The following is a 13,186-nucleotide window of genomic DNA, read 5'->3' on the forward strand; positions in this document are numbered from 1 at the left end:
GGCGGCGAGGTGAACGACCCCGATGTCGCCGTGGGCGCCTACCTCCCCCTCCGGTTCGTGCTCACCGGCTCCGTGGCCGTGCGCACGTCCTTCGACCCGCTGCGGGTGGACTCCGAGCACACCATCGGCGGGCGCGCCCAGCGCGGCATGCTCGCCGCCGCCCTCCGAGCGGCCGGACGCACCCGGGAGCTCCAGGAGTGGGTCGCCAGGGGCCGACGGGTGCGCTTCGCTCCCGCCTACCCCCGGCTCGAACCCGAGGCGGCGGCGCCGGACCGGCCGCGCCCGCGCGCGGCGGCGGCCTACCCGCCCCCGGCCTACCTCTACACACCCGGCAAGCAGGGCCGGACCACGGTCGACGTCTTCGGCGAGACCGATCCCGACACCCCCTACCGTGCCGTACGCGAGCTCATCACCCTGGACCGCTCGCTGCGCGCCGAGGTCCGCACGACCGCCGAGCGCTACCTCGGACGGAGCAGGACCGGGGACCCGGGGCAGGGCCTGCCCTTCTTCACCACCGGCATCGATCCGGGCCAGGTGTTCGAGGCGCGCTGGCAACTGCGCGCCCCCGACCACGCGGCGCTGGCCGACCTGGCCGAACGCCTGGTCGGCGCGCTCGCCGAGGCGGAGGGGACCCTCACGCTCGGCTCGGGTGGAACGCGCGCGCACGGCGACGTGAGCGTGGCACCCGTCGACCCGGCGCAGCCGCTCTCGCCCGACCGCGCCGACCCGCTGGGCGGCCCGCGCTCCTGGGCAGCGGGCGAGCCCGTCGACCTGCTCCTGCTCTCCCCGGCGCTGGTCGTGGGCGCCGACGGACAGGCCCGCCCCCAGGCCCTGACCCGGGCGGTGCTCGACCTCCTGGACCGCCTGTGGCCGGGCGTCACCGCGCGGGTCCTGGCCGAGCACGTCGAGGCGGGTCTGGTCGGCGCCTACCACCGGGGCTACCGGGGGCCGATGGCCCAGCGGTGGGCGGCCCGCCCCGGCTCGGTCGTGCGCCTGTGCCTGGACCGCGAGCTGACCACCGACCGCGTCCGAGACCTGGAGGCGCACACCCTGGGCGAACGCGCCGTGGACGGCCACGGGCAGTTCACCCTGCTGGCCCCGCCCCCGGGCGGCCCCGCGCCGCTCGCCCCCGTGGCCGCGCCCCGCGCCGCCCCGGCACCGGGGACCGTCGCCCTGCCCGACGGCCGTCCCGTCCCGGCCACGGCGCCCCTGGAACCGACCGGCCAGCTGCGCACCCTCGACGACGCCCTGCTGTGGAACGCGGCCGCCGCACCCGTCCGCGCCCACGCGCGGTCGCTGGCCCGCGCCGCCGCGGCCGGGCTCGCACCCCTCACCCCCGGCCTGCTGGGCCGCCTGCGCGAGGTCCTGGCCACCCACCCCGGCCAGGACTGCGGGCTCGCGCTGGCCGAACTCGTGGCCACGGTGGCGGTGCGGCCGGGCGGCACCCCGCCCGCACACCGACCCCTGCACGAGAAGGCCCTGCGCGTGCTGGACCGCGCCGTCCTGGTCCGGCCCGGCCACGGCGACCGCGTCACCGTGCGCGCGTGGCTGGCCGGGCTGGCCGATCCCGTGACCTGGTGGTCGACCCACCGGCCCGACCCCCGCTCCGCCCCCGCCTACGCCAGGGCGCTCTGCGCCGTCGACCTGGCCAGCGCCGACGGGCGCCCCGCTTCGACCCACCCCAGTGGTCTCACCGAGCACGCGCTGGCCTGGGAACGGCGTACCGCCGACCGGCTGTGCGTGCTCCTGGTGTCCTCCTGGCTGGCCGAGGCCGCCCGGGTGGTGCGCCGGGACCCGGGGCGGCCCGCCCCCGGCGAGCGGGAACCGGTGCGGTGAGCGAGTACAGCGACGCGGGGCGGCCGGACACCCTCCGGGCGCCGCGGATCGTGTGGGAGTTCGGCCTGCGCCTGCTCCTGCTCACCGACACCCATATCGGTGCGGCGCAGACCCTCCCGCGCCACGCCGCCGAGAGCGACGTCGACCTGCAGGTGGACCGCGATCCGGGCACGGGGGTGCCGCGGTTGCGCGCCACCACCCTGGCCGGGCTGCTGCGGCACGAGCTGGTCGGGCGCACCGGCGGTGCGGGACCGGCGCGGGCCCTGCTGGGTTCGGCCGCGCCGGCCGACGGATCCGGCTCCGGTCCCAGCGCACTGGACGTCGACGACGCGCACGCCGAGCTTCCCGACGGCACCGGCGTCACCGTCCGTACCGGCACGCGCGTCGATCCGGCGACCGGCGCGGTCCGGCCGGGACGGACGTGGCAGTGGGAGGTCCTGCCGGCGGGCACGGTGTTCACCGTCCCGCTGCGGCTGCACGTCCCCGGGCCGGAGGACGAGGCGGAGCTGCTCGGACTCCTGCTGCTGGCCGCGGCCGGACTCGACGGCACCGGACCGGGCCGGCACGTCGGCGGCCGGACCGGGCGCGGGTACGGGCGGACGCGGGCCGCCCGCTGGACCGCCCGCCGCCACGACCTCACCGAGGAACGGGGCTGGTTCGCCTACCACGCCCGCACCTGGGAGGAACGCTGGGCGGAGGCCGCCGGGTCCGTCGGCCCGGGTGCCTCCGACGACCTGGCCGAGGTGCTCGCACGGTGCCTGGACACCGTCGGCCTCGCCCCGGTGGCGGCCCGCGCGAGAGCCGTCGCCGCCGACCACCCCGACCGCCGCCGCCGGGCCGAGCTCCGGCTGCGGCTGGCCGTGGCCGAGCGACCGGGCGCGCCGGACGCCGGTGCCGCGGACCCCGACGGGACCGGACTGCGCCCCGGGCTGCTGATGATCGGCGACGCACCCGCCGACGCGCGGCTCGGGGAGGCCGACCGCGCCCACCGGCACCGCCCGGCCCCGCCCGACCGCGGGGCCCCGGAGGGCGGAACCGAGGTGGACCTCGTGCCCGTCCTGGGCGACACCGCGCTGTTCGCCCTGGTCAAGCGGATCGGCGGGCGCCTGGTCAGGGACGCCGCCGAGCACCTGGGTGGCGAGCCGGACCGGTGGCGTGCCTGGAACGCGTGCTGGTGGGGCTCCGACGCCGAGGACGCCGAGCTACCGCCCTCATCGGAGGGCCTGCGGCCCCAGCCTCCCCGCCCGTCGCCCGCCATCGCTCAGGGGGGCGCTGCGCGCGGGGCTGAGCTACCGCCCTCATTGGAGGGCCTTCGGCCCCAGCCTTCCAGGATCCGGTTGAGGGGCGTGCCGGCGCTCACCGGGGGCGCGCCCCTGACCACCACCCGGCTGACCGTCGACGCCCTGTTCGGCGACGCCGTCGACGGCCGCCTGTACACGAGCGACCTGCACTGCGGCGGCACCGCCGACGTCGTGCTGGACGTACGCGACCCCGACGACGCCGTACGCGGCATGCTGGCGCTGGTCGTGCGCGAACTCGCCACGGTCCCCTTCGACACCCTCGGCTCCGGCGGCGGCAGCGGCAACGGCCGCCTCACCGCCACCCGCGCGGTCCTGACGACCGTGCCCGGCGACGGCGGCCCCGAGCACACCGTCGACGTCATGGCGGCCCTCCGCGACCCCGACACCCGGGACGGCCGCACCGCCCGGCGCTGGCTGGCCGCGCTCCGCGCCCGGCTCGGCCCGGACCGCGTGGACCTTCCGGAGCACCCCGAACACCCGGGCGGCCCCGACCGTCCGGAGCCCACCCGCCCAGCCCACACCGCATCGGAGGAGGAGCCGCACCGGTGAGCCACGATCCCCCACGCCCTGCCGGTCTCACCGTCCGTGCCCTGACCGGCCCCCAGATCGACGAGGTCCTGAACGACGTCTTCGTGCGCGGCGTCCGCTGCCGACTGCTCGACACCGGGGCCGACGGCGTCTCCGGCGCCCCCGCGGCCCCCCAGTGGCTGCTCGCCGAACTCGGCGACGGCCGCGTCACCGGCGCCTGCCCGCACGAGCACTGGCGCCGATCCGACGAGGAGCCCACCGCCCACCTGTCCGCGCCCGCCCTGGACCCCGACACCGACCGCTGGCGGATCCTGGAGGTGCTGGTGTTCGGTCCCCACGCCCAGATCCGGCTGGGCGAGGGCGCCGCGGCGGGCTGGATCAGCGCCGACGCCCCCGGCGCGCCCGTCGCCCCGGGCCACCCGCTCCGGCCGCGCGACCGGTCCTTCCTCCTCCAGGGCTGGAACGGCCCCGAGCACAGCCGCACCCTGCCGGGCGAAGTGCCCGTGTCGGTGACCGCCGAACCCTCCGGCTCGCAGGCCGTCCTCCCGGTGCGCTGGCACGACTTCTCCGGCCGGACGCGCCCGGAGGCCGGCGGCCGGAGCGCGCTGGAGAGCACCGGCACCTGGCTGACCGTCCGCGAGTACTGGGCGGGCGATCCCGGGACCGGCGCGGTGGGTGTGGCCTTCCACCGCCTGACCGGCCTGCGCACGGGTACCAAGCCCACAGGGCCGGAGTTCGACGCCGGCACCGGAGACCAGATCCAGGAAGCGGACCGTTGATGGCCGACCCCCGCGATCTCGCCGCCCGTCTCGGCGACACATCCCGATCCCCGACCGCCGCCGGCCACCGGTCCGGCTTCCGCGCCACGGCCCCCTACGGGCTCGTCCGCCTCGCGGACACCCCCATGCCCGCCGCCGACCTGCACACCGGACACCGCACCGCCGACCTGCTGCGCAGCCACGACCGCACGGTCGACGGCACCCGCACCGGGTGGATCGAACTCACCGCGACCACGCTCACGCCGACGTTCGTCGGGCAGAGCCTGGACCGGACGGGCGTGAGCCGCTCCACCCGCTTCCCGCACGGGGACCGCGCGCTGCCCGCCATCCCGGGGTCGACCCTGCGCGGCCTGGTCCGCAACACCGTCCGCATGCTCACCAGTGGTGAGACGGGTCCGGTCAACACCCCGATGCTGTTCTTCCGCGCGCCCGTGCGCATCGACCCCCACAGCACCGACAGCGCCCTGTCGACCCGGGCCCGCAAGGTCATGGCCCACCAGCACGCCCACTACCGCAAGCGCCGCGCGGGACTGCGCACCAAGCAGGGCTTCCTGTTCCAGTCCGCGGCCGACGCCCGCTGGTACGTGGTCGAGGTTCCCGCGACCTCCCTGTCCGGCGAGTCCGGCCAGGCCCTCAAGGTCACCTTCGGGGTCCTGCGCGAGAGCCTGCGCACCTGGGACTTCGGGGTGGAGGAGTTCCCCGACCCGCCGCGGGGCGGCGGCTACGTGCCCACCACCCACGAGCAGCACGCGCACCTGCAGTACCGGTGGGTGTACGCCGTCCACCTGCCCGGCCAGCGGCGGATCGCGGCGGTCGCCCCCACCGAGCACCAGGCCAGGGCCTACCTGCGGGCGCACACGCCCCGGGCGCATCCCGGCCGGGGCCGCGAGGGCGGGATCGTCGGCGCACTGGTCGTCCTGACCGGGGTCGCGGCGGGCGAGCGCCGCAACGCCTACCTCTTCCCCCGGCCCGCGAACCTGGACGTCGGCCGCCTGCCCGTCTCCGACGCCATGGTCGAGCTCTTCGAGTCCGCGGAACAGGTCACCGGCTACCAGCGGGCCGCCTTCCCCGACACCCTGGGCGCCGGGCACGAGGACCCCGAACGCCCGCCCGTCGCGGGCGCCGGCGGCGGCGGGCTGCCCCGGCGCGGCCCCGAACCGGTCTGGTTCGACGTGGACCTGGCCGGCCGGGTGGACTCGTTCGGTCGCTCGGGCGGCTACCGCATCGCGGTCAGCGACGACAGCCCCATCCGGCGGGCGGTGCCCGGACCGGTCCTGGGGCCGCAACAGGGCGATCCCGACCGGGCGGAGCGGGCCGGGCGGCCCGTGGACGTGTGCCGCGCCCTGTTCGGCGACACCGACACCTTCGCGGGCGAGGCGGGCGCGTCCAAGGGGCGGGTCTCCTTCGGCAACGCGCTCAGCACCGACCCCGACCCGGACTACCCCGACGGGTCGGCCCTGCGGGTGCAGCTGCTCTCGCCGCAGCGCGGCTGCTTCGCCAACTACCTCGTCCAGGGCCCGGACACGGCCGCGGGGGACCGGCCCGACGTCGTCACCTGGTCGCACGAGGGTCACGTGCGCCTGGGGGGTTACAAGGCCTACCTGCACCGACACCGCGCCGACCTGGGCTCGCCGGTGCGCTACGACGCGCGCGCCCAGGAGGAGCTCGGTCTGACCGTCCTGCCCGCGGGGCACCAGGGCGAGCCGCCCCGGGACACCCAGCGCGACATCATCCCGCTGCGCGACGGACTCACCTTCCACTCCAGGATCACCTTCACCAACCTCACCGACGCCGAACTCGGAGTGCTGCTGCGCGCCCTGCTGCTGGACAACCCGGTCGACGGCGGCGACCCGACCGACCCGGAGTACGCCCACAAGCTCGGCATGGGCAAGTCGCTGGGCATGGGCAGCGTGCACCTGCGCCCCGAGCTGTACCTGGTGGACCGCCGGGCCCGTGCGGTGGACCTCGCGCCCGACGCCGGGGTCACCCGGGCCGGCGTCGACCAGGTGCGCGAGCTGCTGGACGGGTTCGGCCTGGCCCTCGTGGCCCGGCGCCTGGGGGGACGGGCCGATCCCCGGCGGTGGCGGGAGGTCGACCAGGCCGTGGACGTGTGCCTGGCCGGTCGCTGGCGGGGCCGCCTGCCCTGGGATCGCACGCGGGTGATGTCGTTGCGCGAGTTCGCGGAGTACCCGGTCCTGCCTCCGCTCACGACTCGCTTCGGCGTCGGTGAGGGCCCGACGGTCGAAGGCTGAGCCGCCGCGCTCCGCCAGGCCGAACATCCGCCCACGGGTGGGGGAGGAGCCGCCGGGCTCCCGTACGGTGGTGCCGGTCGCCGTCGGGTCGGGCGCCGGTGAGCCGCCGGAGCCACCTGGGGCGAGGGGGTCGGCCGGGAACCCGGCGGAAGGTGTCGGTCTCACCCGTCGATGGCCTCGGCCAGCGCCTCCAACAGGTCGGCGCGCAGGTCGGCGTCGTCCTGGGCGCCGATCCACCGCGCGGGCACCTCCGGGTCCGCGTCCGCCGACCTGATTCCGTCCGGCCCGCCGCGGCGGCACCCCTCGTCGAGCAGGTCGCGCAGCAGGCCGTCGAGCGCGCCCTGCGGGTCGGCGTCGAAGACCTCGCGCTCCCGCTGGGCCCGGTCGGCGAGGGCGCGCGCGGTGCGGGCCAGCCAGTCCCGTTCGACCGTGTCCAGGACCTCCCGCCGCGTCCGCGCGTCCGGCTGCGCCGCGGAGGTGTCGGGGACCGGGGTGTAGGGCGCGCTGCGGGCCCGGCCGCGCGCCTGCTGCACCAGCCGGAAGTGGTCGGGCATGTCCACCGCCATTCGGCCCAGCACGCCCGTGAGCCGGCGGGCGACGTCCTCGCCGCTGATGGTCGGCAGCACCTGGCGCAGCAGCAGCCGTCGGCGCTGGTCGGGGGTGCGCCCAGGGTCGGCGTCGCGGCCGGAGGCCAGTTCGGCGAGCTTGCGCAGGAGGTAGTCGCCGGTGGCGGTGGAGACCATGGGCGGTTCCTTGACCGCGCTGAGGGCGCGCCCGTGCAGGTCGGCGACGGGCACGGCGCTGCCGTCCTCGGTGAAGGAGGCGTTCTCGCCCTGGTGGATCTCCTCGGGCAGGTCGGCGGCCGGGTTGCCCCAGCCCGCGGTGAGCACCAGCATGGCCAGCGCCTCCTGCTCGACCACGTCGGTGGCCACGCGGGCGACGTCCCGGCGCTGGGCCCACCGCCGGGGGCGCTCGGAGAAGGCGCAGCGCACGGTCCCGTTGGTGGCGTGCTGGGGGTAGACGCGGCGCAGGTTCTTGTAGGAGCGGTCGCGGCGGACGTCGTCCAGGGCATCACGAAGGCGGTGGGCCGCGGTGCGGTCCACCATGCCGTCCCTCGGTACCGCGCGGCTCATGCGCACGGCGAGGACGCTCTCGGCGTCGCCCTGGTGGACCGGGCACGGGCAGTGCTCGGCGCACAGGTCGACGTAGTCGCAGAACTGTTCGGAATGGCCCGCGCAGCCCTGGGCGGTTCCGTCCGTGGAGCAGGGGCCGCACCCCATCACACGCGTGAAGGCGCGCAGGAACGAGGTGGAACCGAACAGCTCCCAGGCGGAGCAGTGGTGCGTGCTCACGAACTCTTCTCCCCGGTGTGATCCGGGGCCGGGTCGCTTTCCCAGCCCTCCGGGAAAGCGCGTGAAAGAGCCGCGAGAACTCAGCTGACACCCCCGCTCGCACGGGAGGTCACCCGCCAAAATAGTTCCGTCGTGAGGAAACTGTCAATTGCCCCCGGGGTGGAAGAAGTGCGGCTCACTCCAGTGAATCGGGCATACGCAACAACGGCCACACGGAATGCCCTTCGGTGCGTCGAACACGCTCGTGCGCCTGTGTCCGAGAGACTGCGGTGAGACCCCCCGGGCAGGGGGTGACCCAGGTGGCCGCGGCACACCGAACGCGGGCACGCGCCGAGAGGAACGGAGGTCGCCGGATGCCGGTGGTCAACCTGACGCCGCATGTGGTGACAGTCGTCGACGCCCGCTCGCGTGTCATCCAGCGCTGGCCGCGGGCCCCCGAACCGGCGCGGGTCGAGGCCGTCCGCGTCCCGGTGCGCGGCGCGGCGGGGGTCCCCGCGGGTGTGCCCCTGGTCGCGGAGAGACGCACCCGCGCCAACCTGCCCGAACCGCAGGAGGGCGTGTGGTTCATCGTCTCGTCCGTGGTCGGATCGGCCCACCCCGAGCGCCGGGACCTGCTCGTGCCCTCGGACCTCGTCCGCGACGGCAAGGGCGTGGTGACCGCGTGCCGGTCCTTCGTGATCAGCGGCACCCCCGTCCGGGCCGGGCCGGACCAGGCCAGGACGGCGCCGGACCCGGGGCGGGGGAGCGGCCGGGACCAGGCCCAGGGCACGGCCGGGGGCCATGGCAGGGCCAAGGGCGGCGAGCGGGCGGGCGACAAGAAGGACATGGTGCGCTCGTGACCGGTCGGCACGGACCGCCCGGGCCCGTCGCGGCCCGGTACCGTGGACCCGCGCACACGCCCCGGACCGAGAGGGAGGCCGTGGACAGCCCCCGTGCCGCCGTGGTGCTCGTCGGGCGGAGTCCGACCCCCGCCCTGTTGTCCGCGCTCACCCTGGGAGCCGAGCGGCTCGTCCTGGTGGCCAGCGACGGCACCCTGCCGGTGGCGCGCCGGGTGGCCGCGGCCGTGGAGCCGCTGACCGACACCGCCTCGGTGCGGGTGCTCAGCGTGGGCCCGGACCCGCACGACTTCCGGGCGGCCGAGGACGCGCTGGCCGCCGTCCACCGCTCGTTGGGCGGACGCCCCTGGTTCCTGGACTACACGGGCGGGACGAAGGTCATGAGCGTGGCGGCGGCGCTCTTCCACGACGGCGCGCTGCCCGCGGACCGCCACCCGTCGACCCGCCAGTGGCGCCACTACCTCGACGCCGGCCGCGACGCCCTGCGCACCCACGATCCCGCCTGGCCCGAACGCCCGGTCGTGACCGGCCGCGTGGACCTGCGCACCCTGGCGCGCGTGCACGGCGCCGAGTGGTGCGAGGACCGCGATCCCGAACCCGTGCGCCTGGTCGCCCAGGGCGGCCGACAGGCCCTCGACGCCCGGTACCCGAACCTGTCGCCCGCGGTGCGCCGTGGTGTGGTCGCCGAGGGGCGCGTGCTGTCGCACCTGCGCCGCCACCTGGCCGCCGCGCCCGACACCGAGGTGCTCGGACCCCGCCGCGTCGCCGACCCCTTCCACGCCGACGGCTCGATCGCCGACTTCGACGCGCTCGTGCGGCACGGCCACCGGGTGCTGTGCGTGGAGGCCAAGACCCGGCCCGGCGACGTCGTGGCCCGCGCCGGGTGGACCGTGGCCAAGGCGCGCCGGGTCTTCGGAACGGCCGCCCAGGTGCTCTTCGTCCACACCGGGCCCGCCGTGCCGAGCCTGCGCGAGCAGGTCACCGCGGTCAACCCCGCGCTGACCGCCCGCCAGGTCCACGTGTGGAGCATGGCCGACTTCCTCGGCCGCCTCACGTCCTTCGACGACCTGCGGAAGGCCTTCTTCCCTCCGCCGGCGCCGGTGCGCGCGCCCGCGCGGCAGGGCGCCGGGCCCGGTCCGGAACCCGCGCCGCCGGCCGCCCGGCCCCGCCCGCCGGCGCGCCACCCCGGTCCCGGCGCACGCCCCCTCCTGGTCACCTCGCTCGGCGGCAGCCGCCTGGGCACCCTCACCGCCCTGCACGCCCACCGTCCCGGCCGGGCTCTCGTCCTGCCCTCGCGGCAGAGCGTGCGCGACCACGTCCGCGAGTCCGCCGCGCGTACGCTCCACGCCGCCGAGCGCCCCGACGACCCGCGGCCGGACGCGGCCCGTCTCAAGGAGGCCGGCTACCGCGACCGGGTCCGCTTCACGGCCGACCCCGTGGAGGGCTCCGACGCGGACGCGGTCGCTGCCGTGGCCCTGGAGTGGCTGGCGGCCGAGGAGGCCAGAGCAGAGGGGGCCGGGGCAGAGGGGGCCGGAGCCGCTGCCGCCGGGGACGGGGAGGCGCCTTCGCCGGTGATCGCCGACATCACCACCGGTACCAAGGCGATGAGCCTGGGCCTGGCCCTGGCGGCGCGGGAGGTCGGCGCCTGCGTCACCTACCAGGTGGTCCACCGGCGCTCCATCGTGTGCATGGCCCACGGCGAGACCGCCCTGAGGGGCCGGGCCGCGGTGGACTGGCCCCTGGTCCTGCCCGGATACGCGCCCCTGGAGGGACCACTGGACGCACGGGTCGGCCCGGTGGCGCGCACCCAGGTGGACACCGAACTGCTGGACGCGGCCCGGGCCGAACTCATTCGGGCCGCCTCCGGGCCGGTCCGCGTGTGGATGGACGCCTCCCTGCCCGACCCCGACGCCTCCGTCACCGCGCACGAGCGCCCCAGCCTCGTCCTCACCTTCGGCGACCGTGCCGTGGGCCTGGCCGCCCCCGCCTGGCGGCGCCTGCGCTCACCGGGGGCCGAGCCCCGCCCGGTCTCGCGCGGGGCGTGGGCGCAGAGCGTCTTCGCCGCCACCACGCACCTGGGCGTCCGCTGCGACGTGGCGGGCACGGTCCTGGCGCTCAGCCGGCCGGGTGCGGACCTGGGTCGGGCCGGCGAGCTCGTGGAGTGGATCGCCCACGCCGACCCGCGCGAGCGGGAGCCCGGGGCGGGCCTGGTGTTCGGCGATCCGCTGCGGCCGCTCCTGGTGGCCGCGGCCCCCGGCGACCTGCCCCCGCTCCTGTCCACGGACGTCAGCCGGCTCTGAACGCGGACCGCCCGCCGCGGTCCGTCCGCCGCGGACCGTCCACAGGGGGCCGATGGCGGCCCGGGAGGGCCGTCCCGGTACCGTGTCGCGGTCGTGACACGCGGCGCGCCAACCGCATCCGGTTCGTGCCCGTCCTTGTCGGCGACATCCCCGCTCGGCTCGCCCCGGAGCCGCGCACGAAGGAACGGAGCCGCCGCATGCGGTACGGCGCAAGGGCCCTGGCGGCCGGTCTGGCCATGGTCGTGGTGAGCGGGTGCACCGCCGTCCTCGACCTCCTCCCGACGGCCGGAGGCCCGTCGCAGGCGGGGTCGACGGACACGCCGGCCGAGCCGGAGCGGTTCGCGGGCCAGGACGTCGAGTGGGCGGCCTGCCACACCGGGGAGGACCTGGACGCGGCGGTCGAGGAGGGCGGGGAGCGCGACTGGCTGGCGGCCCTGGAGTGCGGCACCGTCGCCGTGCCGCTCGACTACCGCGAGCCCGACGGCCGCACCATCGACCTCCACCTCGTCCGCGCCCCCGCCACCGGCGACGGCGAACGGATCGGCTCCCTGGTCATCAACCCCGGCGGACCCGGGGTGACCGGCTCGGAGGCCCTGTTCTGGGAGACGCTCAGCCCCCGCGTGCGCGCCTCGTTCGACCTGGTCTCCTTCGACCCGCGCGGCGTGGGCGAGAGCGAGGGACTGGAGTGCGGGAACTGGGACGCCATCGACCAGGCCATGGTCACGATGGCCGGCACCGAACCCGAGGACCTGGTCCCCGAGCAGCTGGCGCCGCTGGAGGAGGCCGCGCGCGAGTACGCCGACGCCTGCGCCGACACCGCGGGGGAGGACTTCCTCCGCAACATCGGCACCGTGAACGTCGTGCGCGACCTCGACATCATCCGCGACGCGCTCGGCGACGACGCGCTCACCTTCCTCGGCTTCTCCTACGGCACGTACGTCGGCGCCCTGTACGCCGAGACCTTCCCGCACCACACCCGCGCCCTGGTGCTCGACGGCGCGGTCGAGACCGACCACAGCAACGCCGAGTCCGCCTACGAGCAGGCCGTGGGCTTCCAGGAGGCGTGGGAGTTCTTCGTCGAGTACTGCGTGTCCGACATGGCCGAGTGCCCCTTCGACAGCTTGGGGGGCGCGGAGGCGGACATGGACGAGGTCCTCGCCCGCCTGGACGCCGATCCCCCCATGGTCGACGAGCAGCCCGTCGCCTCCGGCGACTTCTCGTGGATGGTCATGATGGCGCTCTATGACGAGTTCCTGTGGGAGGACATCGCCCAGGCGGTCCTGGCCGTGCAGCGGGAGGACGACGAGGCGATCGACACCTGGTTCCCCGACCTGTACGACTACGCCTTCGAGACCGCCGGCACCGCGGCCGCCCCCCGCGCCGACGAGGACGCGCCGGTGGACGACACCGCGGCCATGACCGCGATCAACTGCGCCGACCGCGACGACCCCGAGGACATCGAGGCCTACCGCGAGGCCACCGTGCGCGAGGCCGAGGCCACGCCCCACTTCGGCGGCGGGGTGTGGGCCGTGGTCCCGTGCGCCTACTGGACCGAGACGGAGGAGGCCCCCACGGGGTTCACCGCCCCCGACGCGCCGCCGATCGTGGTCGTCGGCACGCTCGGCGACCCGGCGACGCCGTACGTGTGGGCACAGGAGCTGGCGGAACAGCTGGAGACGGCGAGCCTGGTGACCTACGAGGGCGGCGGCCACACGATCTACGGCTACGGCATCAGCGCGTGCGTGGACGACGCGGTCGACGACTACCTCATCGACCTGACCGTGCCCGAGGAGGGGCTGTCCTGCCCCGGCGAGCTGTAGGGGCCCGGAGGGAGCGCGCCGCCTTTCCGCGCGACCCGTCCGCGCCATCCTCCCGTGCCCCGCGCCATCCCTCCGCGCGACCGTCCCGCCGCGCTCCCTCCGGGGAGGGAGCGTCGTCCCCCGGCGGGGGGAGGCGCGGCCGCGCCGTTCCGGCCAGGCTGGAGGGTGACGGAAGGGGAACC

The 13,186-nt window shown here is 76.6% G+C and carries 7 protein-coding genes and 1 pseudogene; 7 read left to right on the top strand and 1 reads right to left on the bottom strand.

What is annotated here, in order from left to right:
- The first annotated feature begins 9 nt into the window (after window positions 1–9).
- Genes HNR10_RS26270 through HNR10_RS26285 form a run of 4 tightly spaced genes read left to right on the top strand, consistent with a single transcriptional unit; the run spans window position 10 to window position 6,696 of the window.
- Complete coding sequence (locus tag HNR10_RS26270) at window positions 10–1,836, top strand: hypothetical protein (protein ID WP_179828044.1); 1,827 nt, start codon at window positions 10–12, stop codon at window positions 1,834–1,836.
- Entirely contained in the window at window positions 1,833–3,686 is a 1,854-nt protein-coding gene (locus HNR10_RS26275) for an RAMP superfamily CRISPR-associated protein (protein WP_312889423.1), read from the top strand. Before HNR10_RS26270 ends, HNR10_RS26275 begins: the two co-directional genes overlap by 4 nt.
- Window positions 3,683–4,444, top strand: coding sequence for a hypothetical protein (locus HNR10_RS26280; RefSeq protein ID WP_179828046.1), 762 nt, complete (start codon window positions 3,683–3,685; stop codon window positions 4,442–4,444). Before HNR10_RS26275 ends, HNR10_RS26280 begins: the two co-directional genes overlap by 4 nt.
- Window positions 4,444–6,696, top strand: a complete 2,253-nt coding sequence (locus HNR10_RS26285; protein WP_179828048.1) for a TIGR03986 family type III CRISPR-associated RAMP protein — start codon at window positions 4,444–4,446, stop codon at window positions 6,694–6,696. The genes HNR10_RS26280 and HNR10_RS26285 overlap by 1 nt, the downstream gene beginning before the upstream one ends.
- 161 nt (window positions 6,697–6,857) lie before the next feature.
- On the opposite strand, the gene HNR10_RS26290 is transcribed toward HNR10_RS26285, so the two are convergent.
- On the bottom strand, window positions 6,858–8,048 hold the full coding sequence (locus HNR10_RS26290; protein WP_179828050.1) for a hypothetical protein: 1,191 nt from the start codon (window positions 8,046–8,048) through the stop codon (window positions 6,858–6,860).
- 353 nt (window positions 8,049–8,401) lie between these two features.
- On the opposite strand from HNR10_RS26290, the pseudogene HNR10_RS26295 reads away from it, so the two are divergent.
- The 3 genes and pseudogenes from HNR10_RS26295 to HNR10_RS26305 all read left to right on the top strand — a co-directional run.
- Window positions 8,402–8,746, top strand: a pseudogene (locus HNR10_RS26295) (hypothetical protein); the annotation flags it as partial.
- Between the two features lie 221 nt (window positions 8,747–8,967).
- Window positions 8,968–11,184: a PDDEXK family nuclease gene (locus HNR10_RS26300; protein WP_179828052.1), complete on the top strand. Its 2,217-nt coding sequence runs from the start codon at window positions 8,968–8,970 to the stop codon at window positions 11,182–11,184.
- Between the two features lie 197 nt (window positions 11,185–11,381).
- Window positions 11,382–13,004, top strand: coding sequence for an alpha/beta hydrolase (locus HNR10_RS26305; protein ID WP_179828055.1), 1,623 nt, complete (start codon window positions 11,382–11,384; stop codon window positions 13,002–13,004).
- Window positions 13,005–13,186 lie beyond the last annotated feature (182 nt).

It is taken from the genome of Nocardiopsis aegyptia, from assembly GCF_013410755.1.
Classification (GTDB): domain Bacteria; phylum Actinomycetota; class Actinomycetes; order Streptosporangiales; family Streptosporangiaceae; genus Nocardiopsis; species Nocardiopsis aegyptia.

Excerpts from the sequence above, each read along its gene's own strand:
- HNR10_RS26285 (WP_179828048.1), top strand. The coding sequence starts at position 4,444 with ATGGCCGACCCCCGCGATCTCGCCGCCCGTCTCGGCGACACATCCCGA.
- HNR10_RS26305 (WP_179828055.1), top strand. The coding sequence starts at position 11,382 with ATGCGGTACGGCGCAAGGGCCCTGGCGGCCGGTCTGGCCATGGTCGTG.